At 46.2% G+C, this 24,110-nt stretch carries 27 protein-coding genes; 22 read left to right on the forward strand and 5 right to left on the reverse strand.

What is annotated here, in order from left to right:
* Positions 1 to 11 precede the first annotated feature (11 nt).
* Together PEPTYR26121_RS06780 and PEPTYR26121_RS06785 are read left to right on the forward strand one after the other, a co-directional pair.
* Positions 12 to 383, forward strand: coding sequence for a DUF5684 domain-containing protein (locus PEPTYR26121_RS06780; protein WP_180500478.1), 372 nt, complete (start codon positions 12 to 14; stop codon positions 381 to 383).
* 169 nt (positions 384 to 552) lie between these two features.
* A complete protein-coding gene (locus tag PEPTYR26121_RS06785; protein WP_180500480.1) occupies positions 553 to 1,065 on the forward strand; it encodes a rhodanese-like domain-containing protein in 513 nt (170 codons plus the stop codon).
* 32 nt (positions 1,066 to 1,097) lie between these two features.
* On the opposite strand, the gene PEPTYR26121_RS06790 is transcribed toward PEPTYR26121_RS06785, so the two are convergent.
* Complete coding sequence (locus PEPTYR26121_RS06790) at positions 1,098 to 1,607, reverse strand: ECF transporter S component (RefSeq protein WP_180500482.1); 510 nt, start codon at positions 1,605 to 1,607, stop codon at positions 1,098 to 1,100.
* 199 nt (positions 1,608 to 1,806) lie between these two features.
* Between PEPTYR26121_RS06790 and PEPTYR26121_RS06795 the strand changes: the two genes are divergently transcribed.
* On the forward strand, positions 1,807 to 2,385 hold the full coding sequence (locus PEPTYR26121_RS06795) for a rhodanese-like domain-containing protein (RefSeq protein WP_246285916.1): 579 nt from the start codon (positions 1,807 to 1,809) through the stop codon (positions 2,383 to 2,385).
* A 500-nt stretch (positions 2,386 to 2,885) separates the two neighbouring features.
* Here the strand turns inward: PEPTYR26121_RS06795 and PEPTYR26121_RS06800 are convergent, their stop codons facing one another.
* The 4 genes from PEPTYR26121_RS06800 to PEPTYR26121_RS06815 form a co-directional block, all read right to left on the reverse strand.
* Positions 2,886 to 3,968, reverse strand: a complete 1,083-nt coding sequence (locus PEPTYR26121_RS06800) for a YrzE family protein (RefSeq protein WP_180500484.1) — start codon at positions 3,966 to 3,968, stop codon at positions 2,886 to 2,888.
* A gap of 1,220 nt (positions 3,969 to 5,188) precedes the next feature.
* Positions 5,189 to 5,662 (reverse strand): dihydrofolate reductase, encoded by a 474-nt coding sequence (locus tag PEPTYR26121_RS06805; protein ID WP_180500486.1) that lies wholly within the window; start codon positions 5,660 to 5,662, stop codon positions 5,189 to 5,191.
* A complete protein-coding gene (locus PEPTYR26121_RS06810; RefSeq protein ID WP_180500488.1) occupies positions 5,659 to 6,870 on the reverse strand; it encodes a GNAT family N-acetyltransferase in 1,212 nt (403 codons plus the stop codon). Before PEPTYR26121_RS06810 ends, PEPTYR26121_RS06805 begins: the two co-directional genes overlap by 4 nt.
* Positions 6,871 to 6,910: 40 nt before the next feature.
* Complete coding sequence (locus PEPTYR26121_RS06815) at positions 6,911 to 7,567, reverse strand: GntR family transcriptional regulator (protein WP_180500490.1); 657 nt, start codon at positions 7,565 to 7,567, stop codon at positions 6,911 to 6,913.
* 194 nt (positions 7,568 to 7,761) lie between these two features.
* Between PEPTYR26121_RS06815 and PEPTYR26121_RS06820 the strand changes: the two genes are divergently transcribed.
* The 19 genes from PEPTYR26121_RS06820 to rpmC all read left to right on the forward strand — a co-directional run bounded on the left by PEPTYR26121_RS06820 (position 7,762) and on the right by rpmC (position 24,108).
* Complete coding sequence (locus tag PEPTYR26121_RS06820; RefSeq protein ID WP_180500492.1) at positions 7,762 to 8,526, forward strand: alpha/beta fold hydrolase; 765 nt, start codon at positions 7,762 to 7,764, stop codon at positions 8,524 to 8,526.
* A 9-nt stretch (positions 8,527 to 8,535) separates the two neighbouring features.
* The gene (locus PEPTYR26121_RS06825; protein WP_180500494.1) at positions 8,536 to 10,077 is read left to right on the forward strand and encodes a UDP-N-acetylmuramoyl-tripeptide--D-alanyl-D-alanine ligase; all 1,542 of its coding nucleotides are present in this window, start codon (positions 8,536 to 8,538) and stop codon (positions 10,075 to 10,077) included.
* Positions 10,078 to 10,187: 110 nt separating this feature from the next.
* Complete coding sequence (locus tag PEPTYR26121_RS06830; protein ID WP_180500496.1) at positions 10,188 to 11,363, forward strand: D-alanine--D-alanine ligase family protein; 1,176 nt, start codon at positions 10,188 to 10,190, stop codon at positions 11,361 to 11,363.
* Positions 11,364 to 11,381: 18 nt separating this feature from the next.
* A complete protein-coding gene (rnr, locus tag PEPTYR26121_RS06835; RefSeq protein WP_180500498.1) occupies positions 11,382 to 13,502 on the forward strand; it encodes a ribonuclease R in 2,121 nt (706 codons plus the stop codon).
* Positions 13,489 to 13,953: an SsrA-binding protein SmpB gene (smpB, locus tag PEPTYR26121_RS06840; RefSeq protein ID WP_180500500.1), complete on the forward strand. Its 465-nt coding sequence runs from the start codon at positions 13,489 to 13,491 to the stop codon at positions 13,951 to 13,953. Before rnr ends, smpB begins: the two co-directional genes overlap by 14 nt.
* 68 nt (positions 13,954 to 14,021) lie before the next feature.
* A complete protein-coding gene (locus PEPTYR26121_RS06845) occupies positions 14,022 to 14,567 on the forward strand; it encodes an NADPH-dependent FMN reductase (protein ID WP_180500502.1) in 546 nt (181 codons plus the stop codon).
* Positions 14,568 to 14,714: 147 nt separating this feature from the next.
* Positions 14,715 to 15,650, forward strand: coding sequence for a DnaJ domain-containing protein (locus PEPTYR26121_RS06850; RefSeq protein ID WP_180500503.1), 936 nt, complete (start codon positions 14,715 to 14,717; stop codon positions 15,648 to 15,650).
* Positions 15,651 to 15,687: 37 nt separating this feature from the next.
* Complete coding sequence (clpB, locus tag PEPTYR26121_RS06855) at positions 15,688 to 18,264, forward strand: ATP-dependent chaperone ClpB (protein ID WP_180500505.1); 2,577 nt, start codon at positions 15,688 to 15,690, stop codon at positions 18,262 to 18,264.
* A gap of 118 nt (positions 18,265 to 18,382) precedes the next feature.
* Complete coding sequence (locus PEPTYR26121_RS06860; protein WP_218956338.1) at positions 18,383 to 18,781, forward strand: pyridoxamine 5'-phosphate oxidase family protein; 399 nt, start codon at positions 18,383 to 18,385, stop codon at positions 18,779 to 18,781.
* Between the two features lie 492 nt (positions 18,782 to 19,273).
* Positions 19,274 to 19,591 carry a 30S ribosomal protein S10 gene (gene rpsJ / locus PEPTYR26121_RS06865; RefSeq protein WP_068368942.1) on the forward strand — a complete coding sequence of 106 codons (318 nt, stop codon included), beginning with the start codon at positions 19,274 to 19,276 and terminating at the stop codon, positions 19,589 to 19,591.
* 50 nt (positions 19,592 to 19,641) lie between these two features.
* Complete coding sequence (gene rplC, locus PEPTYR26121_RS06870) at positions 19,642 to 20,274, forward strand: 50S ribosomal protein L3 (RefSeq protein WP_180500506.1); 633 nt, start codon at positions 19,642 to 19,644, stop codon at positions 20,272 to 20,274.
* Positions 20,275 to 20,294: 20 nt separating this feature from the next.
* Complete coding sequence (rplD, locus tag PEPTYR26121_RS06875) at positions 20,295 to 20,921, forward strand: 50S ribosomal protein L4 (protein ID WP_180500508.1); 627 nt, start codon at positions 20,295 to 20,297, stop codon at positions 20,919 to 20,921.
* Positions 20,921 to 21,211 (forward strand): 50S ribosomal protein L23, encoded by a 291-nt coding sequence (gene rplW, locus PEPTYR26121_RS06880; RefSeq protein WP_180500510.1) that lies wholly within the window; start codon positions 20,921 to 20,923, stop codon positions 21,209 to 21,211. The genes rplD and rplW overlap by 1 nt, the downstream gene beginning before the upstream one ends.
* Before the next feature lie 18 nt (positions 21,212 to 21,229).
* Positions 21,230 to 22,060, forward strand: coding sequence for a 50S ribosomal protein L2 (rplB, locus tag PEPTYR26121_RS06885; protein WP_180500511.1), 831 nt, complete (start codon positions 21,230 to 21,232; stop codon positions 22,058 to 22,060).
* 15 nt (positions 22,061 to 22,075) lie between these two features.
* Complete coding sequence (gene rpsS, locus PEPTYR26121_RS06890; protein WP_180500513.1) at positions 22,076 to 22,354, forward strand: 30S ribosomal protein S19; 279 nt, start codon at positions 22,076 to 22,078, stop codon at positions 22,352 to 22,354.
* A 13-nt stretch (positions 22,355 to 22,367) separates the two neighbouring features.
* Complete coding sequence (gene rplV, locus PEPTYR26121_RS06895; RefSeq protein WP_180500515.1) at positions 22,368 to 22,703, forward strand: 50S ribosomal protein L22; 336 nt, start codon at positions 22,368 to 22,370, stop codon at positions 22,701 to 22,703.
* Between the two features lie 13 nt (positions 22,704 to 22,716).
* Positions 22,717 to 23,454, forward strand: a complete 738-nt coding sequence (rpsC, locus tag PEPTYR26121_RS06900; protein WP_180500516.1) for a 30S ribosomal protein S3 — start codon at positions 22,717 to 22,719, stop codon at positions 23,452 to 23,454.
* Positions 23,455 to 23,471: 17 nt separating this feature from the next.
* The gene (gene rplP / locus PEPTYR26121_RS06905; RefSeq protein WP_180500518.1) at positions 23,472 to 23,912 is read left to right on the forward strand and encodes a 50S ribosomal protein L16; all 441 of its coding nucleotides are present in this window, start codon (positions 23,472 to 23,474) and stop codon (positions 23,910 to 23,912) included.
* On the forward strand, positions 23,902 to 24,108 hold the full coding sequence (rpmC, locus tag PEPTYR26121_RS06910; protein WP_180500520.1) for a 50S ribosomal protein L29: 207 nt from the start codon (positions 23,902 to 23,904) through the stop codon (positions 24,106 to 24,108). The genes rplP and rpmC overlap by 11 nt, the downstream gene beginning before the upstream one ends.
* Positions 24,109 to 24,110 lie beyond the last annotated feature (2 nt).

Genomic DNA, 24,110 nt, shown 5'->3' on the forward strand with positions numbered 1-24,110 from the left:
GAGAGGTTATTATGGAACACACAGCACAAGACTTTTACAACTATCTTTCATCGGGAAACACGACGTTGATCGGCGGAATTGTCTATATCATCTGCATCGTCGGGTGGTGGAAACTATTTGAAAAGGCCGGGTTTTCGGGAATCTTATCTATTATTCCCATAGTGAATCTCTTCGTCCTTTCAAAAATCGCCTACGGAAGCTATCCCTATGGACTGCTCGCCTTCGTTCCCATCGTGAACATATTCTACGCTTTGGCATTGAACTATCAGATTATGCGCCGCTTCGGCTGCGGCATGGGGCTTTCGATCATCGGGGCATTCTTTCCCGTCCTCGCCCTCTTCCCGGCCTTCGGCGACAATCAGTACTTGGGGCCGAAAAAATAATAAAAGCGACACTTCGGTGTCGTTTTTTTATTGTGCAGCTTTAGATCGGGCCCTTATAGAAAATACAAATATAGCGCTATGGAAGAAAGGAGAATCCAATAGAGAACGCCTATTCTATGGGTATACATGAAATAATCCTATATCTCACAAAATGAAAAGGAGTCTATTTATGAAACTTTCGAAATTAATAAAACTGTCCACTCTCTCTACCTTCACTCTAATGGGTGGCGGCGGATCCTGCAGCATTCCCGCCGATGTGAAACCTCATAGCGAGCTTGCGGCGGAAGAAGCGGCCATGAATTTAGTAAAGGATACGGCAAGCGGAGGATATGATCTGATTTCTACAGAGGACATTAAAAAGAAATTAGACGCAGAGGAAGATATGGTGATCATCGACACCATGCCCGAAGATTCCTATCGCAAAAACCACATTCCCGGCGCCGTCGGTGCGGTACTGCCCGGAAAAATGGAAGAAGTGGATCCCGAACGTCGGGCAGCTTTTGTGAAGGCTCTCGGCGAAGACAAGAATAAACCGGTGATCATTTATTGCGGACGGGTAAGCTGCTACCGCTCCCATGTGGGTGCGCTTATCGCAAAAGAAGAAGGCTTCACCAATGTATTGCGCCATCCGGGCGGAATCGATGCTTGGCTCGAAGCGGGATATAAAGCTGAAAGCAAATAAAAAACGGCGAGGGAAAAATCCCTTGCCGTTTTTTATTTGGCGATGTTTTTCATAACTCGCGCCATGGGCTTTACGAGGACGCCCACGATAATGGCGGAGACGATGATTTGAATTATATTACCCGGTATGGAGGCCAGGGGCGCTACGAGGGAGCCGAACATAATGGACTCGCCGATATAGTAAGTAAGAATTTTGACGATGGTGACGAGAATAATGGAAATAGAATAATTTCGAAGGCTGAATTTGTTGAAATTAAATGTGGCCAGAATGTAGCCCATAATGAGGGCGGAAATTACCGTCATAGGCGACCATAACACCCATCCGCTGGTAAGATCGAACAGGCCCAGGCCGATGGCACCTGAAAGCATGCCGGTGCGCTTGCCGAAGAAGATACAGGCTAAGAAAAAGGGAACATTGCCCAAGTGAATAAGGCCGCCGTTCGGGGCAAAGGGCAGTTGGATTTTAACGAGCCAGGTGAAAACGTACACCAAGGCGATAAATAGAGCTGTAAAGACCAGCTCCCGTATGGATATTTCTTTCAAGAGAACCTCCTTTAATTATGTAAAAACTCCTCAACATCTAGTATACTTCATTCTTTCATCGAATAAAATGATAAATTAAAAACGGAATTCTTTTCATAAGGATGTGAGAATTTTCTGAAAATTTTTTAAAATCTGAGGAAAGCGATTTACAAATAAAGCATAAAATGATACGCTACAATTATCACAAGGAGGTATTTTTATGAAATTAGGTAAAGTATTTGCAGTTACTGCACTGTCCGCTCTTTTACTCGTAGGTTGCGGCAACGGCGCGAACAATCAAGCTGACAACGAAACGGCAAACGCAGGCGCGGAAGCTCCCGCAGTTGAAATGAAAGATCTTCCCGGCACTTCGAGAGACGGCAGCGAAGTTGAAATCGAAATGGCTTCCATGAATCTCGTAAAAGCTGTAGAAGAAGGTAAGTACCAAATGATCAGCACCGAAGACTTAAAGAAAAAAGTCGACGCTAAAGAAGACATGGTGCTTATCGACACTATGCCCGCTAAGTCTTATGACAAGAACCACATCCCCGGCGCATTAAATGCAGAACTTCCCGTTACCATGGAAGAAGTTACTCCGGAACAAAGAGAAGCTTTTGTTAAAGCACTCGGCGACGATAAAGCAAAAGAAATCGTTCTTTACTGCGGTTTCGTAGGCTGTGAACGCTCTCACGTAGGCGCACTTATCGCCCAAGAAGAAGGCTTCACTAATGTTGTTCGTCATCCCGGCGGAATCGGCGCATGGATGGAAGCACAATATCCCGTTGAAGCAGCAAAATAAGATATTAAAAAAAGAGTCGATTTTTATCGACTCTTTTTTAATGGCAATATGTTTTTGGATAGGTTGTTACGGAAGATTTTTTCTTGAAAAAGGAAAGCATTCATCTTAAATTTTTTCCCCGGGCCCCAATCCTTTCCACCCTAACGCTTTCCAGCAGTCCGAAGCCCTAACGGGCTTCGATTCCTGTTGCCTCGAGTCGACACTATGGATAAAAAGACCATTTTTGCGTTTTCGAAAACATATCGATGTTTCTGATAAGTTTTTAGTTTGCTTTTCCAATCTTTTAGTTGTTCATAGTCTCGTTGAAGTTGATGTTTTCTTTTGCCTTGACCATGTACGAAGTTTATTTTCTTTTGTCTACATTCTTTACTTCTCTTTGCTTTAGTATTGGTATATTTTACCATTATAAAAAATATTTAATTTAGTGATTATTTAATAATCTCCAAAAAAATCACTTAGCCTAGGCTAAGTGATATAAACAAATTATATATTTTTTTCTATTAGTTTTCTTCTATAAATCTTTCATTAGATACTCTTGAACCTAATAAACCACCAAACATTGCTGCAATAGCACTTAATAACAATCCAACAAAGATTAATAATGAAGCCTTGCTTGATGTGCTTGTAACATCATTACCTGTTTCTTTTGCTTCTTCTACAGTATTTTCTGCTGTTACTTTAGCTTGTTCTACTGCTTTTGTAACTTCTACTGAAGCTTCGTTAAATGTTTTTTCTGCTTGTGCATATGTTTTTTGTAAACCATCATATATGTTGTTTGATATTTCTTCAACTTCAGTTTCTGATAGGTCTGAGTTTTTTGCTACTGCATTTGTAATATCTTCTTGTGATACTGAATTTGCAATGTCTTCTGCTCTTGCACCTATTTTATCTGCTGTATCCTTACCAATTTTTTCTGCATTTTCAGGATTTAAAGCTATATCTTTTGCTGCTTGTTTGATTTCTTCTACTGATTCATCAACTTGTGATTGCAAGTATCCTGGTCTTAATTTTTCATTTTCTGAATCTTTTAAGTATTTTTCTACATTAGCTTGTAATTCTTTTGAATCAACACCTTCAACTTCTTGACCTACTTTTTCAAAAGCTGTTGAACTTAATGATGATACATTTTCTGAAACTGTAGATGCTGCTTTTCCAGCTACACTACCTGCTGCCCCAGCTACTGATCCTGCTGTATTTGCTGCAGTTTTAACTGTTGCTGTAACAGCTGTGAATAACATTACAACTACTAAAGCCATTGATAATGCCCATGATAAGAAACCATGCAATAAACCAACTCTTTTAGCTGCTAATCCTCCAACAAAACCTGCTGCAAATAAAGATACTAATAATTGAACTACTGTCCAAATACCAACACCTGTAAATAATCCATTAAATGGATTTGATGATTGAAAGTCTAAAGTTGCAAATCCGATTGATGATCCTATAAAACTTAGTAAGAACATTACAGCGATAAATGTCACTGCACCAGCAAATATTGCTGACCATGAAATGTTGTTACCTATTTCATGTCTACTATTTCTTCTTTCAATTCTTTCTTGTAATACTTCTTCTCTATTTTTCATAATTCCTCCTAATAATTCATCTGCATAGTATTGTATCAGCAAATATGTTTTTTTCAAACAATTATCATAAATATTCTCTATAGGCGAGTGGTAATATTAAATGAAACACCCTATATAAAAAAGTCGCTGTCCTCTCATGTATAATAAATTTATCAACAAGTTCTTTTCCCTTACCAAGTTCATCTGGATTGTTAAATGAAACATCGGGAAGAGCTCCTTTAAGATTATTTGTTTCTAATTAATCATATAAATTCAAATCTATTTATCATTTTTCTCCATCTATACCGTTGACACGACCTATCAAAATATCCAAAGTGTTGACACAACCCTTTCATAATATTTATAGTGTTGCTACGACTAAGTATTTGAAAAATATTTTTGAAGACTAATTTCAATATTTTAAATCTATAATTATCTAGTCCAAAATTCATAAGCCTATTGATTTCAAGCCTTTCAAAGACTTTAATACCTTACTCTCTTGTCATCAATACTAGAGCCTCTACATGGGCTGTGTCGCGGAATAAATTCTCTAAATTGGACCATTATATTCGCCCACAGATAACGGGCGAGCGTCCGTCAAATCTACCCAATCAGTCGTCGCTTCGCTCGGCTTCTTGGAGATTTTTGAATTGAGACCTGCCATGAAATCAAAGATTTCAGGCTAGGGCTTCAGCTCGCCCCTACGAGCGTGCAAGGTGTGGTTAGGATAAAAATATTTTTATAGGAAACGCGACGATGTCTGACCGACACAAAATAAAAAGATTCTGTTGAGTCCCAATGTAGGGGCGGGCCTGCCCGCCCGAGGTATGCGAATATATTCCCCCAAATGAAACACAAAACTTTCGCATGAATTCCATCTGATGCGGAAAATGCCGCAGGTATTTTCTTCTCATCAAAAAGCCGGCCAGAATGGGGATGGGGTTCGCGGAAAAGTTTTTCTGGTTATTTAAAACCGAGTTTAAAAAGGAGTTTCATGCGTGAATGTATTTTTTTAATGCGATCGAAAGTTTTTTATTTTTAACCAGAAGGTTTTTTCTTGAAAAAGGAAAGAATTCATCTTAAACTTTTTCCGGGAAAAGGAATAGGGCATCCGGATTCGCCCTCTTACCTTTCCCCGCGTTATGGTTTTCGGGTAGTATGTAAACCGAATCAAAGAAGATTTTTACATTAAAGCTGTCTTTATTTTTTCTAATCAAAAAAGCTCATTTTAGATCATATATCTAAAATGAGCTTTCTCTTCTTACCCAATGTTCTTCTCTCGCTTTTTCCGTAAAGGGTTTATCTTCTTTCAGTTCGAATTCATCCTCCAAAGAGGGAATCGTCGTCTCTCCTCCCGTGTGGGCGGGCACGCGGGTAAGATAAGCTTCTTCGATCCGGTGCCAAAGGCTTTTTACTACGCCGGCACCGCCGACGAGAAATACTTTCCGCTCGGGAAATTTCTCTATCAGGCGGTTCAGTTCTTCTTCGTCTTTAAAGTAGTGGACGTGAGGCTCGGGTTCTTTCTTTTGCCGCGTCATAACGAATGTTTTACGGCGGGGAAGGGTGCCGGTAGCTTCAAATGTCTTTCGACCCATGACGAGGATATGGCCTTCGGTCCGTTCTTTAAAGCGCTTCAGGTCTTCGGGAATAAAGAGGATCTGTTCGTCGTCTTTTGCGATGGCATTGTCTAAATCTACGAGGAGTAATAGGATCATCGGATGGTTTGGATATCGGCGCTACGTTCCGCCGGATGGTGGAGGATCAGTGCTTCACGGGCGCGATTCGGGGTTTCGGAGAAAATAGTCAGCTTGCCTTCCGTTGCGTCGTGGCGCAGCAGATTATTTTCTACAAGTTCTTTTCGCAATCCCGTCATTAAAAGATCGAATACGTCCACGCGATGAAGTCGACGCTTTAAGCTCTCTTCCAGGAATTTTTCGATGGCATCGGATTGAGTGGAAAGCTTGGAATCGACGATCAGGAGGGTGTCGAAGTTTTTCTCTTTAAGCTCGTCCAGATGAGCGGCGAGGACCGTATAAAAATCGGCGTCCAGGGTGTGGCCGCTTCTAAAGCCGTCTCTGTCCAGTGTCATTTCTACGGCGGTAAGGGAGCCGTCTATTGCGTCGAAAGCGGCGCGATAATCGTTGGATTTAAACTGCATTTCCGTACCGATGACGAGGGCCGTCTTGGTCTTGCTGACTCGCTTAACTTCTTCCGCCGCTACTTTCGGCAGATCGAAGTCTTCCAGGGGGCGGAAATTGCGATTGCCGTACAATTCGGGGGCTATAATGGAATACTTTGCTGTTTCCGTCTTAACTCTTCGGGCCAGTTCCAACCAATAAGGGTCGTCGCGCAGGAGGTCTACGACGATAAGCTGCTCTTTCGGGAAATAGTTACGGATGGTGGGGATCAGTTCGAAGCCCATAGTTTTCGTCGTGAAGTAAACCAGAGGCTGTTCTTGTTCTTTAGCAAAGAGGGGAAGGGGATTGCGGGCTTTGCTTCCGATTTTTTTCTCGTAATCGATGCGCATGCGGTCGTTGACGCCGCTGTATTTTGTCTTCGGCTGAAAGCCGTTGCGTTCGAAAAAGCCGCGAGCGGAAAGGGGACCCGACGACGATAGAATTTGGCCTTTTTCCATGCGGGCTTCCAGGAAGCTGAGCATTTGATGGCCAAGCCCTTGGCGGCGCTTATGGTAGTCCACCAGGATTTCGTGAATATGGATTTTATCTTCTTCTTTTGAGGTAACGAGGGCGCCGACCAGTTTCTCGTCGTCGTAAAGGCCGTAAATGGTTTTGTCCCGATCCAATGTCATGCGTTCGTCGTCGAAGAGCTCATTGTAGGGAGCGTAGAGAATATGTTGGCGCAGGCGAATAGCCTCGTCGTGTTCCGGCGTACCGTAATCGATGGCGTTCATGTAAATGGTCATATTTCCCTCCAAAAAAATACAGAGGCGAGCCTCTGTATTACTAGATGTCTGTCGCCGTATGGCCAATTTCCGAGAAGTGATATTCCCAGTGGGTGTTGATAAGGTAGTCTTTCAACTCGTCGATTTTCTTTTCCCGGAAGAGATCGGTAATATGGGAGTGTTGTCTGTTGGTCTCGATCAGCAGGTTCTGCAAGTCTTTATTCTCTCCCACATCGAGGCCTTGGCGAATAAAGCGACGTTGCAGACGGTTGATGGTATCGATAAGAGTTTCGTTGTTGGATTTTTCGATATAAGTTTCGTGAAATCTCTCCTGAAGATCGAAGTACTCGTCGAATTGGAAGCGGTTAATATGGAAACTCATAAGCTCCGTTAAATCGTCCATGGAGTTTAAATCTTCTTCCGTTAAATTTTCGAGTGCGAGCTCGGCCGCCAGTGCATCCAGAGGAGCGAGAATGCGGTAAATATCCTTGCCCTCTTCCTTTGTAAGGGGCTTGACGCGGAACCCTCTGCGCGGTGCGGAATCCAAAAAGCCGTCGGCGGCCAACTGAATCAGCGCCTCGCGCACCGGTGTACGGGAAATATTTAGTTGCTGACAAATATCTTGTTCGTTTACTTTTTCATTGGAATTTAATTTTCCCAAGCGAATTTGCTCGGCTATAAAATTATAAACATGATCTTTTAATGATAAAAATTCCATAGTAACCTCCTATTGTACGATATCCTTTGCTTAATCATAACACTAGGAAAATACCATGTCTACAATTTTCACATCTGCATACAATATCTAGCTTAGAAAAGAACAATTAATTGAATTATCCTAGAAGTCTTCAGCGGGGAATGGGGTCAATTCTTTTATAAGCTATGGTATAATGAGCAGTTGAGGGGGATGGGATGGAGAAAGAATACATTCAAATAAATGGAAAACAAATTGCTCTCGTCGATACGAAAATCGGCGAGGATATCGTGTTTGTCTTACACGGTTGGGGCGCCATGATCGAGTCGGTCATGCCCATTGTCAATGCACTGAAAGATAAATACCGCGTGATCGCCTACGACGCTTATGGCCACGGCGATAGCGACGCGCCTACAGAGGTGATCGGAGGGGAAGAATATATGGAACTTCTTCATGCCGTTTACGATTATTTCGGCGTGGAATCCGCCCACTGTGTGGGACATTCTTTCGGCGGTAAGACCCTTACGCTTTTCGCCTCGCGCTATCCCGAAAAGGTGAAGAGGCTCGTGCTCATTGACGCCAGCGGCGTAAAGCCCAAGCGCAAACCGTCGTATTATGTGAAGGTGTATTCTTTCAAACTCATGAAATTCCTTTACCGCGCCGCCTTTTTCTGGAAAGACAAGGAAGAAGCCATGAAGGGCTTTTATAAAAACCACGGGAGTGACGATTATCGTGCCGCCGACGGCATTATGCGCAAGGTCTTCGTAAAAGTGGTAAATGAAAACACGGAAGAGGTTTTTCCGGATATTCAGGCGGAGACGCTCCTTATTTGGGGCGATAAAGACGACGCCACGCCTCTTTATATGGCGGAGGTCTTCGAGAAGAAGATCCCCGGAGCGGGGCTAGTGGTCTTGGAAGGCGGACATTACAGCTACTTAGATGCATTCGGACAATTTAACGCCGTCTTGCGTTCGTTTTTATAAGGAGAGATTATGGATCAAAGCATTTCCTTTTGGGTTTATGTCATTATTTACGGTTTACTCAGTGTGGCGCTGTATAAACTTTTCAATCAGCGGGCACTGTACCCTCTCCATATGCTTCAATTAGAGGGCTATGAGGAGAGTGAATACAGAGCGTGGCTTAGGGCAAACGGAGATAAGATCAAGAGTTTCCGCTATCAAACCACATCGCAGAAGACGCCCCTGGTCATGACCGATCGGGCGAAGCGTCTGTTCAAGGTCCATCGCCAATTAAACGGTCTTTTGCTCGGACTGATTTTTATTCTTTCCGTAGCCTTATACGGCATGTCGCCCTATATTTCCATCGTCGTCTTCGCCGTTTTATGTGCCCTCGTTCATTTTTATCAATACTTGATCTTGATTTATGCCAATCGGATTAATTATCCGAGAGAAATGAAGATTAATCAGGGATTTTATGATGCGGCACAGAAGAAAGTTCGCGAATTAAAAGAACAGGGCCTGCAGGTCGTGGGTATTACCGGGAGCTTCGGCAAGACTTCGACGAAATTTATAACCTCCACGGTTTTAGAAGAGGGCTTCCGCGTACAAAACACGCCCTCGTCTTATAATACGCCCATGGGACTTTCCAAAGTCATCAACAATGAACTGGACGACAAGGACGAAATCTTCCTGGCGGAGCTGGGCGCCAAAGTGCCGGGAGAAATTGCGGAAGTGGCGGAGCTCGTGCAACCCTCCATCGGCATTATTACCGCCATCGGTCCCACCCACATGCATCTTTTCAAGACCATCGAAAACATTCAGAAGACGAAATATGAATTGATCGAAGCATTGGCTGAAAAGGATGTGGCCATATTTAACTACGACAACGATTATGTCAAACCCTTAGCGGACAAGACGAAACAACGCACTATTCGCTACGGTATGGAGAATATTGATAAGCTCGATGTCTACGCCAAGGACATCGCCGTTCACGAGCGAGGAAGTTCCTTTACCCTCGGCTTTAAAGAGGGAGGGGAAGTGCGCGCCGAGACGAAACTTCTCGGAAAGCACAATATTTCCAATCTCCTGGCCGCCGCTTCGGTAGCCTATGTTCTCGGCATGGAGCCCGAAGCTGTAGCGCGAGGCATCGGCAAAGTAGAGCCTGTGGAGCATCGCTTAAACATCGTCGACGGAGGCACGGGTATTATCGTCATCGACGACGCCTTTAACTCCAATCCCGTAGGAGCGCGGGCGGCCCTCGATGTACTGGCCGCTTTCGAAACGGGCAAGAAAATAATCGTTACGCCGGGAATGGTAGAGCTCGGCGATATGGAAGAAGAGGAGAATTATAAATTCGGCAAGGAGATGTCGAAGGTCGTGGACTATGCGATTCTCGTCGGGCCCAAGCGTACGGAGCCCATTCAAAAGGGCTTACTGGAAGCGGGCTTTGCATCCGACAAAATGATCGTCGCCAAAAACTTGGATGAAGCTACAGCGTCTTTAGGACGGATAGCCGTTCCCGGGGACGTGGTTCTTTTCGAAAACGATCTGCCGGACAGTTATGATGAAGATTAAAAGGAGGGAGCGAACGGCAGGTTCGCTCCTTTCTTTGCCGTATAAGCGCAAGCCATATGGAAAAGATTATGTTAAAATAAACAACGACTAATGATCTGGGAGGATTTAGAATGAAAACAATAGCTGTATTTTTCGGCGGACGAAGTGTGGAACACGAGGTAAGTGTTATTACCGGTATGCAAGTCATCGAAAATTTAGATAAAACGAAATACGATGCCGTGCCGGTCTATGTGACGAAAGACGGACGTTTTTTAGGGGGAGAAAGTTTAAAGAACTTTAAAACCTTTAAATCCAGCGACTTTTCCGGCACCTACGATGTCTATTTCAAAGCGGACATTAACGACCGCAAGCTTTACCATAAAGTGGAAGAAAAAGGCGGTCTCTTCTCTAAAGGCGGAGAAAGAGAAGCGGTTTATGCCGATGTGGACATGGTCTTTACGGCTCTTCACGGCACCTTCGGCGAAGACGGCTCCATTCAAGGCTATTTCGACACGCTGAACATTCCCTATATCGGCTGTTCCACTTTATCCGCCGCCGTAGGTATGGATAAGAAGATTATGAAAGATGTGTTCCGTTCCCACGGCATTCCCGTTATGAACGGGGAAGCTTTTTACCGCAGAGAGTGGCAAGAGGACAAGGACAGAGTGCGGGCCGCCATCGAAAAAATAGGCTATCCCGTCTTTGTAAAGCCCGTCAACTTAGGATCTTCCATCGGCATCAGCAAAGTAAAGGACGCTTCCGAATTAGATGAAGCCATGGATCTCGCCTGCCAATACGATCGCAAGATCTTAGTGGAAGAGGCGGCGGAAAACCCCCGTGAAATTAACTGCGCGGTCTTAGGCTATGCAGGGGACGTGATCACATCCGCTTTAGAAGAACCCCTTGGCTGGAAAGATCTCTTAAGCTTTGAAGACAAATATGTAAGTGGCAATAAAAAAACCGGCGGCTCCAAAGAGGGCAATGCCCGTAACTGCCCGGCCGATGTAGAGGACAGCCTGAAGAAGGAAATTGAAGAATTAGCGAAGAAAGCTTTTACCGCCATCGATGCCTGTGGCACTGCCCGAATTGATTTTCTCGTTACCGAATCGGGTACAGTTGTCAATGAGATCAACACCTTACCGGGCTCCATGGGTTTCTATCTCTGGGAGCCGCTTGGAATTTCATTCGGTGAACTTCTCGACAGAGTCATCGAATATGGTGAAGTTCGTGCCGGCGAGCGCGGAGAAAATATGTACAGCTACGAATCCAATTTATTCTCCAAGACCGGATACGGAAGTAAACTTTAAAAACATGAAGGAGGTCGCATGACCATACGCGAACGTGTGTTAGAAACAATTGAAAAGGAGGGCCCCCTTTCCGAGCGCACTCTTTTCAAGGCGCTTCAAGTCAATCCGAATTTACAAAAGGAAATGAAGACGCTTTTGAAGGAAATGGTAAGAGATGGGAGTCTTTATCGCGACGAGGAAAGTCGCTACCATTCCAGCGAAAAAGAGGGGCTTATGGTAGGTCGCCTGCAGGGGAATGAGAAGGGCTTCGGTTTTTTCGTCGCCGACGACGAGGAACAGGACGATCTTTACATTCACCGCACCAAGATCAATTCCGCCATGCACAACGACCGCGTGCTTGTAAAAGAAATAGAGCCGAAGGATCCTTCGAAAGGGGAAGAGGGCCGCGTCGTTACGGTTTTAGACAGAAGCAACGAGCGCGTCGTCGGCGTTTACGACGATGCGGGGAAATTCGGCTTCGTCATGCCCGATGAAAAAAAGATATCAGAAGATATCTTTATCCCCAGCCGTTGGAAAAACGGCGCAAAATCCGGACAGAAGGTCGTCGTGGACATCGAGCGATTCCCCTCCGACGAAAAAAAAGCCGAGGGTAAAATTGTAGAAGTTTTGGGCTATCCCGACGAAAAAGGCGTGGATATTTTAAGCATCGCCTACGCCATGGGTCTGGATCTGGAATTTCCGAAAGAAGTTCTCGACGAGGCTAGGCGCGTGCCTCGGGAAGTAAGTAAGGAAGCCGCCCAAAAGCGGGAAGATTTCCGCTCCGCCACCACCTTTACCATCGACGGCGCCGACAGTAAAGACTTCGACGACGCCCTTTCGGTGGAAGAGCTTCCCAACGGCCATTATCAAATCGGCATTCACATCGCCGATGTGGCGGAATATGTAAAGGCGGGAAGCGCCTTAGACGAAGAGGCCTATCATCGAGGCAACAGTGTCTACTTAATCAATGAAGTGCTCCCCATGCTTCCCAAAGAACTTTCAAACGGCATTTGCTCTCTGAACGAAGGGGTGGACCGCCTCTGCTTAAGCGTCGTTGTGGAATTGGACGACAAGGGGAAGGTATACGGCCACAGCATTATGGAGACGGTGATCAATAGTGACCGGCGATTGGTCTACACCGATGTAAGCGACTTTTTAGAGGGCCTTCGTGTGGACGACTCCCTAAAGGATTTGACAGAAGAACTTACGATCCTAAATACTATCGCCAAGAACCGCAAGAAGATGCGTGACCGTCGCGGCAATATCGACTTTTCCTTTAAAGAACCTTATATCGAACTGGACGATAAGGGACATCCGATTAAGATCACCCTGTCCGATCAGCGGGAAGCCAATCAGTTGATCGAGGAATTTATGCTCCTCGCCAATGAACTGGTAAGCGAAGAGTACTCGAAAAAGAAGCTCCCTTTCCTCTATCGGGTCCACGAGGAACCTACGGCGGAAAAATTGGAGCTTTTAAACTCCGTCATCCGTCCATTCGGCTATCACCTGGATCTTACGAAAGATATTACGCCGAAGGATATTCAGGAACTGACGAGCAAAGTAGAGGGAAAAGACGAGGAGAGCTTAGTGCAGACCATGGTGCTGCGCAGTATGCAAAAGGCCCGCTACAGTGACGAGCGCTATATGCACTTCGGTCTCGCAGCGGAATATTATTCTCACTTTACCTCGCCCATTCGCCGCTACGCCGACCTTACCATTCACCGCGTCATTAAAGAAGATCTTAACCACGAATTGAATCAGCACTTAATCGACGAATACAAGGCTACTTTCGGCGATATTGCCGAACATATTTCCGCCACGGAAAAAGCTGCGCAAGAAGCGGAGCGCAAGGTAGTGGACGTGAAGATGGCACAGTATATGTACGATCATATAGGCGAACATTTCGACGCCAAGGTATCGGGGATTACCTCCTTCGGTATTTTCTGCGAACTGGAAAATACGGTGGAAGGCCTTGTAGGCTACGCCTCCATGGATGATTTTTACCGATTCGACGAGGAAAACTATGTGGCTATCGGCGAAAGGACTCAGAAAACCATTCACATGGGCGATCCCGTGCGCATCGTCGTCGTAGGTGCCGATCCCATATTGGGCCGTATCGATTTTCAAATGGAAGGTGATGAGGACCATGGCGAAAAATAAAAAGACAAATCCCGGCACATTGGCCACCAATCGCAAGGCACGCCACGAGTACTTTATTGAGGAAACCTATGAGGCGGGCATCGCCTTAAAGGGGACGGAAGTAAAGAGTATGCGCCAAGGTAGCGTGAACCTTAAAGAAGCTTACTGCTCCATTGAGAATGGCGAGATCTTCATCGAGGGCATGCATATTTCTCCTTACGAGCAGGGGAATCGCTTCAATACCGATCCCCTTCGCAAGCGCAAGCTTTTAATGCACAAGCGGGAGATTTTGAGACTTCAAAAAGCCCGGGATCAGGAAGGCTATACCATCGTACCTTTGAGCGCCTATTTAAGTCGCGGGAAAGTAAAAATTTCCATCGCCGAGGCGAAAGGTAAAAAACTTCACGACAAGCGGGAGACTATTAAAAAGCGGGATATCGAGCGGGATTTGAAACGCTACGTGGACCGTTAGTGTTTAGAACTTATTTTTTCGGCTATATATTTGATAGAAATAGAATACTAGCTGAAAGGATGAAATAAATGAAGAAAATAGGTTTAATCGTAGGGTCCTTAAGGAAGGAATCCTGGAATCGCAAGGTAGCCCAAGTAGTTAAGGGAATGTTCCCCGAAGCTTACGATGTAGATTTTATCGAAATCGGCGATCTTCCCCTATATAATGAAGATTTCGAAGCGCCCGGCATGGAGCCCGCAAGTTACGCGCCCTTCAGAAAACAGGTAGAGGAGTCGGATGGCTTTATTTTCTTCACGCCGGAATACAATCGCTCCGTACCCCCGGCAATAAAAAATGCCATCGACGTAGGCAGTCGACCCTATGGCGAAAGCAAATGGGGCGGAAAGCCTGCGGCCGTGGCAAGTGCCTCCATCGGAACGTCAGGCGGTATGGAAGGAAATATGGCACTGCGTCAAAACTTCATCTTTACCGATTTAATTCCTCTTCAACAGCCCGAGGTTTACCTCGCCGGCGTGGCGGACCTCTTCGACGAGAAGGGCGAAATGGTGGAGGACACGAAGGAGTTTTTACAAAACTTCGTCGACGCTTTCGTTCGACACGTGGAACGCTTCTAAAAAACGAGCCTGCGTCAGCGGGCTTTTTTTTGCGTCTAATTAAAAATAAAATTGGTAGTCAAAGATAGTCAGAAAAAGCTTGCAATTCATAGCTGAGCTGGTATAATAAAAGTAAGGTCAAAGAAAGTCAACAGGTTGAGGTGATGTATGGAATATAAAGATTACTATAAAGTGTTGGGCGTCGATAAAGATGCCGACGATAAAACGATAAAAAAAGCCTATCGAAAATTAGCGAAGCAATATCACCCGGACCTACACCCGGACGATAAGAAGGCTCATGAAAAATTTAAAGAAATAAACGAGGCCTACGAAGTTCTTTCCGATCCGGAAAAACGGAAGACCTACGATACATTCGGAAGCAGCGGAAACTTTACAGGCGGCATGAACTTCGATCCGTCTCAATATGGCTACACCTATACGACGGGCGGCGGAGGAGACTTCAGTGATTTCTTCGAAATGTTTTTCGGCGGCGGCGCATCGAGTGCCGGCGGAAGAAGCAAGAGGAGATCCGGAGGCTTCAATATGTCCGATATTTTCGGCGGTTTCAGCGGAGGTGGAGCAAGCGGCGGCGGTCGCGCTGCGCGCACCCAATACAATACCGATCTCACCATTTCTCTTGAAGATGCCTACAAAGGCGTCAATCGAAATGTGAGCTTAACCGTCAATAATCAACCGGTAGATGTGCTCGTAAAAGTGCCCGCCGGTATTACGGAAGGCAAGAAGGTCAAAGTGCGAGGGGATAAATTCGGTGTGGACGGAGATATTCTCTTTAAGATTCACATTAATCTTCCGAAGGGAACGACTATGGACGGGCTGGACCTTACCGTTCAAAAGGACATCTATCCCTGGGAAGCTTATTTCGGCGACCGCGTCGAGGTGGAACTTCCCGTCGGAAAGCTCCGCGTCAAGGTACCGGAAAAAACGAAGGGCGGCTCCAAGCTGCGCTTAGCTAAAAAAGGCTTTAAAGATCTAAAAAAACATGAAGGCGATGCCTACATTCAATTTAATATTATTAATCCTACGTCTTTGAGCGTCGAAGAAGAGGCGCAATACAAGGCCATGGGCGAAAAATACAAACACTAATAAAAAATAAATCAGGTTTAAAAAGAAAGGAGTGCCTATGAAAATCGATCAATTTACTCAAAAAAGCATGGCCGCTTTAGAAATGGCTCAACGATTGGCACAAGAATACGGAAATCCGGAAGTGGACGTGCTCCACTTAAACAAAGCCCTTTTATCGGATAATGAGGGGCTTATTCCCAAAGTACTGAATTATATGGAAATCGATCCTCGGGATGTAGAAAACGCCGTAGATCGTGAAATTAACCGTCTCTCCCGCCAAACGGGAGCGGATCCGAGAATGTCCTCGGCAATGAACGGCGTCTTAACCGATGCCCTCAAAGAGGCGAAGCGCCTCGGCGACAGTTATGTAAGCGTCGAACACCTCTATCTAGCCATGATCAAAGGGGACGGGGTCAACAATAAGCGTATATTAAAAGAATTTAATATCGACGAGAAGAGTTTTATGGGCGCTCTGAAAGAAATACGCGGCAATCAAAAAGTTACCAGCGACAATCCGGAAGACACCTACGAAGCCCTTACAAAATACGGCAGAGACCTGACCGCCGATGCGGCGGCGGGGAAAATGGACCCGGTCATCGGCCGCGACGGCGAAGTGCGCCACGTGATTCGCATTTTGAGCCGCCGCACGAAGAATAACCCCGTCTTAATCGGCGAGCCCGGCGTCGGTAAAACCGCCATTGTCGAAGGATTGGCTCAACGAATCATTGCGGGAGATGTGCCCGACGGACTTAAAAATAAAACCGTCTTTTCCTTAGATATGGGCGCGCTCATCGCAGGTGCCAAATACCGCGGCGAATTTGAAGAGCGATTAAAAGCGGTCTTAAACGAAGTCAAAAGCTCCGACGGCGAGATCATTATGTTTATCGACGAGCTTCACAACATTGTCGGCGCCGGAAAGAGCGAAGGGGCAATGGATGCGGGCAATCTCTTAAAGCCCATGCTCGCGAGAGGGGAACTGCGTACCATCGGCGCCACCACCCTCGATGAGTATCGTAAATACATCGAAAAAGACCCGGCATTGGAACGTCGCTTCCAAAAAGTACAAGTAGATGAGCCTACAGTGGAAGATACGATTTCCATTTTAAGGGGCTTAAAGGAAAAATACGAAATCTATCACGGTATTCGCATTTCCGACGGCGCCGTCATCCAATCGGCAGTATTAAGTGATCGCTACATTACCGATCGCTTCCTGCCGGATAAGGCCATCGACCTAATGGACGAAGCCTGCGCCATGGTGCGTACGGAGATTGAATCCATGCCGACGGAAATCGACGAAATCAGACGGAGCATCCTTCAACTTGAAATCGAACGGGAAGCGCTTAAGAAAGAAACCGACGAGGCGTCGAAAAAACGTCTCGAAATTCTGGAAGGAGAATTGGCCGAGGAAAAGGCCCATTACGACGCTCTTATCGCCCGATGGGAATCGGAAAAGAAGGAGCTCGAAGGGGAAAAGAACTTAAAAGAAGCCATCGATCGTGTACGTCACGAAATCGAAGAGGCCGAGAGAAAATACGATCTGGAAAAACTTTCCGCTTTGAAATACGGCAAACTTCCCGAGCTCGAAGAAAAACTTAAGCGAGAACAAGAGAAGGAAAAAGGCGAAGGAAAGCTTATAAAAGAAGAAGTCAGCGAAGAAGAAATCGCCGCTGTCGTGAGCAAATGGACGGGCATTCCCGTGACGAAGCTCGCCGAAACGGAAAGGGAAAAACTTCTCCACTTAGACGAAATCTTGAAGGAACGCGTCATCGGACAAGACGAGGCGACGCAAGCCGTATCCGATGCCGTGCTTCGCGCAAGAGCAGGCCTTAAGGCGGAAAACCGCCCCATCGGAAGCTTTATATTCTTAGGCCCCACCGGCGTCGGGAAGACGGAAACGGCCAAGGCCTTAACCGAAGCACTTTTCGACGACGAGCGGAACATGGTTCGCATCGACATGAGCGAGTATATGGAAAAACACAGCGTGTCTCGCCTCGTAGGCTCCCCTCCGGGATATGTAGGATATGACGAAGGCGGTCAGCTTACAGAGGCCGTCAGAAGAAAACCCTATTCCGTCATCCTCTTCGACGAAATCGAAAAAGCGCACCCGGACGTGTTTAATATCTTATTGCAAGTATTGGACGACGGCCGCTTAACCGATAATCAAGGCCGCACCGTGGACTTTAAAAATACCGTCATCATTATGACTTCCAATATAGGGTCTCAGGACTTGATCGAAGGCATGGAAAGTGACGGCACCATTACCGAAGAGGCCCGGGAAGATGTGTCCGATCAATTGAAAGCACACTTCCGCCCGGAATTTTTAAACCGCGTGGACGAAATCGTGCTCTTCACCCCCTTGCAAAAAGATGAAATTAAGCGCATCATCGACGTATCCGTCGCGGAAATTTCTACACGCTTGGAAGAACGCAACATCACCATCGTCTTAACGGATAAAGCGAAAGATCAAATTCTCGAAGAAGCCTACACCGTTCAATACGGTGCAAGGCCTGTCAAGCGCTATATTCAAAACCATATCGAAACTAAACTTTCCCGTGCCCTTATTGCGGGAACGATTATGGACGGCGACAATGTAAACGTAGATTACGACGGAGAAGATTACACTTTAAATAAATAAACCCCAGACGCACTGGCTTTTTAATAGCTGGTGCGTCTTTTCTATCTATATTAGGGTACATGTAAATTGAAGTTCGCGAGTAGGGTAAAGAGGTACATTCATAAGGAAGGAAGAGTGAATGATGAAAGTATTGGAATTTTTGCAAAATGCCAAAGTATTTTACGCCGCCACCACCGACGGAGAGGGCGGTCGCGTACGTCCCATCGGATTTGTCATGGACTATGAAGGTAAACTCGCCTTCTATACCGACAAACGCAAGGACATGTACAAGCAAATGTGTGAGCATCCGAAAATCGAACTCTGCGCAATAGATGGCAAAATGAACACCCTTCGTTTAAAGGGAGAAGCCAAGTTTATTACGTCGAAAGATTCTAAAAAAGCGGCGCTGGAAGCTCTGCCTATGTTGAAAAAAGCGGGCTATACAGAAGATGACGATGTGTTTGAAATCTACACGATCGACAATGCAACTGTATCCCTAAAAACCATGATGGGGAAAGAATTGGACATCGAACTTTAAAATAAAGCTTCATATCTATACAGGATGCTCTCTTTCAAATCTTGAAAGAGGGCATTTGTATTGAGTCAAGATTCGATGGGCCATCATAAAAGCACGAAGAAATAGAAAACAAATCGATAAAAGACTTGTAAGCTGACAAAAGATTTGTTATGGTATAAAAGTTGCCTACGAGAGATCGCCGGAATGAAGACTTTAAAAAAATTAAGAGTTTTTCTTCGAGAAACGGCGAAGTTCTCTTGATTTTAGGTATTTTTTAAGTTATAATACTTTGGTATGCGTAAGACATGCGTTGACACAATAGGTGGCTTTGAAACAGGCGCAAAGATGTGTTCGCATCGGAGGCTTGCGGAAAAGGGAATTATTGTTTAGTAATGTCCAATCTGGAATTGGGCGACGGAACGCCCATATTTTTTATGGGGTGCAGAAAACACCCGGATCGGTTGATCGGCGTTCTTTCCCTTAATTTGAGGAAAATGCAATAGGAGGGACTTAATGTCTGCAAATGTAAAACAAAAAATCAGAATTCGTTTGAAAGCTTATGACCACGAGCTCTTGGACAGCTCCGCTCAAAGAATTGTCGAAGCGACAAAGGCCAGTGGCGCTGATGTATCGGGTCCGGTACCCCTTCCCACGGAAAAAGAAATCATCACCATTCTTCGTTCCGTACACAAACATAAGGACAGCCGGGAACAATTCGAACAAAGAACGCACAAGCGTCTTATCGACATCATGAACCCGAACCAAAAGACGGTGGATTCTTTAATGAAACTCAATCTGCCCGCAGGCGTAGATATCGAGATAAAACTGTAAGCTGTCGGACTATATGATTGCTGAGCAATCCGCTGTAATGGAGGTATTTTATGAAATATGCATTAGGTAAAAAGGTCGGCATGACCCAAATCTTTACCGAAGAAGGAACTCAAGTTCCCGTTACGGTCATCGCTGTAGAACCGCAAGTCGTCGTTCAACGCAAAACCGTTGAAATCGACGGATACGACGCGATTCAAGTAGCGACCGGCGCCGTAAAAGAAAAACGCGTCAACAAACCGTTGAAAGGCCACTACGACAAAGCAGGCGTGGCTTATAAGAAAGTCCTTCGGGAATTCCCCTTAGCTGACGGCGAAGATTACAATGTCGGCGACGAGATCAAAGTCGACGTCTTCGAAGCGGGCGACAAGGTCGATGTAACCGGCACCAGCAAAGGTAAAGGAACTGCAGGCCTTATTAAACGCCACAACTTCGGTCGCGGTCGCGAAACCCACGGTTCCAAGTTCCACAGAATGCCCGGTGGTATGGGTGCTGCATCCTTCCCCGGTCGCGTATGGAAGGGCCACCGCATGATGGGTCGCATGGGTAATGAACGTGTAACCGTTCAAAACCTCGAGATCGTCCGCGTCGATGCAGAAAATAATTTCCTTTTAGTAAAGGGCGCCGTTCCCGGACCGAAGAACGGACTCGTTCGCGTCCGTGCCACTGTGAAGAACAGTAAATAAGCGAGAGGAGGACAAGAGTTATGACGAAGTTCCAAATGGTAGATATCGAAGGTAAGTCGGTCGATACGATCGAGCTTGCAGACGATATTTTCAATGTAGAGATCAACGAACACGTCGTCTACTTAGTAGTTAAGAACATCTTAGCTAACAGACGACAAGGCACACAGTCCGCTAAAACTCGCGCAGAGGTTCGCGGTGGCGGAAGAAAACCCTGGAGACAAAAAGGTACTGGTCGTGCAAGACAAGGTTCCATCCGTTCTCCCCAATGGCGTGGCGGCGGTATCGTCTTTGCGGCAAAGCCGAGAAGCTATCGCTACACGACACCGAAAAAGGTTCGTCGCTTAGCAATGAAATCCGTCTTAACCTCCAAGGTTCAAGAGGAAGAATTAATCGTCGTAGACAAGTTTGCTTTAGACGCTCCGAAGACAAGCGCATTTGCAAAACACTTAAACGCAATGGGCGCTAAGGACAAAGCACTCTTTGTTACCGCAGACGAAAGCGACAAGAACTTAGTACTGAGTGCCAGAAACCTTAAGAACGTAAAAGTTTTAAGTGTCGGCACCTTAAATGTATACGACATTTTGAAATACGACTCCCTGATCCTTACAAAGGATGCATTGGACAAACTTGTGGAGGTGTATAACTAATGAAAAACTTTGATATCATCATTCGCCCGATCATCACTGAAAAGACGATGGCGGACATGGAAGAAGACAAGTACACCTTTGAAGTGGCGAAGAAGAGCAACAAATCGGAAATCAAAAAAGCCATCGAAGAGATCTTCTCTGTAAAAGTTGCAAAGGTCAACACGATGAACATGACCGGTAAGGTTAAACGTCAAGGCATGAACGTCGGCAAACGTCCCGACTGGAAAAAGGCTATCGTGACCCTGGCTCCCGGTTCCGAACCGATTGAATTCTTCGACAGCATGCAATAAGCCTAAGGAGGGAAATTCATGGAGATCAAAAGATATAAACCGACGACGAACGGCCGCCGCGGCATGACCGTCGCCAGTTTTGAAGAAATTACGAGAAACAGACCGGAAAAAAGCCTGGTCGTAAGTTTAAATAAATCCGCAGGTCGTAACGCTCACGGCCGCATCACCAGCCGTCATCGCGGCGGTGGCGCAGCTAAAAAGTACAGAATCATCGACTTCAAACGTCGTAAAGACGGCGTACCTGCAAAGGTTGCGGAAATCGAATACGATCCGAACCGTACCGCTTACATCGCATTATTAAACTATGCGGATGGTGAAAAACGCTACATCTTAGCTCCGAAGGGCCTTAAGGTCGGCGACAAGGTAGAAAGTGGCGAAGATGCCGACATCAAAATCGGTAACGCACTTCCCTTACGTGCCATTCCCGTCGGTACCACCATTCACAATATCGAAATGACACCGGGTAAGGGTGGCCAGCTTGCACGTTCCGCAGGCACCAGCGCTCAACTTTCCGCTAAGGAAGGCAAGATGGCGCAATTACGTCTCCCCTCCGGCGAGTACAGACGCGTCAGCATCGAATGCCGCGCAACTGTCGGCAGTGTCGGCAACTCCGCTCACGAGTTGATCAACCTCGGTAAGGCCGGTAAGAAGCGTCACTTAGGTTTCCGTCCTCACGTACGTGGTTCCGCAATGAACCCCGTCGATCACCCCCACGGTGGTGGTGAAGGTCGTACACCGATCGGACGTCCCTCGCCGATGACGCCTTGGGGCAAGAAAACTCTCGGCTTGAAGACTCGCAAGAAGAACAAGATGAGCGATCGTTACATCGTTCGTCGCAGAACGAAATAAGGGAGGAGGAAGTTAATGTCCAGATCCATTAAGAAGGGCCCTTTCGCAGACGAACATTTGCTTAAGAAAGTTGATGCCCTCAACGAAGCTAACAAACAAGAAGTGATTAAAACGTGGTCTCGTCGTTCGACGATCTTCCCTGAAATGGTATCCCATACCATTGCAGTTCACGACGGTAGAAAACATGTACCGGTATACATCACTGAAGATATGGTCGGCCATAAACTCGGCGAGTTTGTTATGACCAGAACCTACCGCGGTCACGGCGGTGGCGAAAAAACCACGAGAATGTAAGGAGGAGTAACGAATGGAAGCAAGAGCAATTGCAAAATACGTGCGCATTTCTCCTTTGAAGGTTAACTTCATCTGCGCGGAAATTCGCGGCAAGCAAGTCGATGAAGCATTAGCGTTACTGAAGTTTACACCCAAGCGCGGTGCGCGTGAACTATACAAAGTTCTTCACTCCGCCGTCGCCAATGCTGAAAACAATCTTAACTTAGATCGTGCCGATCTCATTGTTAAGGAAGCTTATGCAAACGACGGTCCGACGATGAAACGCTATCGCCCCAAAGCAAAGGGTATGGCGTATCCGATTTTGAAGCGTTCCAGCCATATCGGCGTGGTCGTTTCGGAAAGAGAATAAAAGGAGGAGAAGAATGGGTCAAAAAGTAAATCCGCACGGTCTTCGTGTAGGGATCATTAAAGATTGGGATTCCAAATGGTATGCCGACAAAAAAGACTTTGCTGATCTCCTCGTTGAAGACAACAATATTCGTAAATATATTAAGAAGAACTTATACCAAGCAGGCATTTCCCGTATCGAAATCGAACGTGCCGCCAACAAGGTAAAAGTTTCCATCTCTACGGCTAAACCGGGCATGGTTATCGGCCGTGGCGGCGCAGGCGTCGAAGAACTTCGCGCCGAGCTCGAAAAAATGACGGGCAAAAGCGTCGTCGTCAATGTCGATGAAATTAAAAACCCCGACTTGGATGCGACTCTTATTGCAGAAAACATCGCCGCTCAACTCGAACGTCGTATTGCGTTCCGTCGTGCGATGAAACAAACCATTCAACGTGTTATGCGCTTAGGCGTAAAAGGTATCCGTACCCAATGTTCCGGCCGTTTAGGCGGTGCCGATATGGCGCGTCGTGAAGGCTACAGTGAAGGTACGATCCCCCTTCAAACCCTTCGTGCAGACATCGACTACGGTTTCGCAGAAGCCGACACGACATACGGTAAAATCGGCGTTAAGGTTTGGCTCTACAAGGGCGAAGTCCTTCCCGAAGCACCCCAAGGTCGCAGAAACCGCAGAGACAGAAAACGTCGTGGCTCTGACAACAGACGCCGCGGAGGAAACCGTAACGCTCAAGGCCAAGGCCAAGACAGACGGTAAGTGAGGAGGACAGCACTATGTTAATGCCGAAAAGAGTAAAATATCGGAGACAACATCGCGGGAGAATGAAGGGTGTAGCACATAGAGGCAACACTTTAACCTACGGTGATTACGGCATCCAAGCATTGGAACCGACCTGGATCACTTCCAATCAAATCGAGGCCGCCCGTCGTGCTATGACACGTTACATCCGCCGTGGTGGTAATATCTGGATTAAAGTATTCCCCGACAAGCCGGTAACCGAAAAGCCTGCTGAAACCCGTATGGGTTCCGGTAAAGGTTCTCCGGAATACTGGGTAGCAGTTGTAAAACCGGGTCGCGTGTTATTCGAACTCGGTGGCGTCGATGAAGAAGTCGCCAGAGAAGCAATGCGTCTTGCAGCGATGAAATTGCCGATCAAGACCCGCTTCATTACCAGAAACAATGAAGAAAGTGAGGGCGAATCGAATGAAAAATAAAGACATCCGTAATTTATCCGGTGAGGAACTGAATAAAAAGGTGTCCGAGTTGAAAAACGAACTTTTCAACCTTCGCTTTCAACTGGCTACTGGACAATTAGACAACCCGTCCACTATTAAGAGCGTGAAAAAAGATATCGCGCGCGTTAAAACCATCCAAAGAGAGCGCGAGCTCAACATGGAAAAGGAGGCGTAACT

The organism is Aedoeadaptatus nemausensis, assembly GCF_903819165.1.
Lineage (GTDB): Bacteria > Bacillota > Clostridia > Tissierellales > Peptoniphilaceae > Aedoeadaptatus > Aedoeadaptatus nemausensis.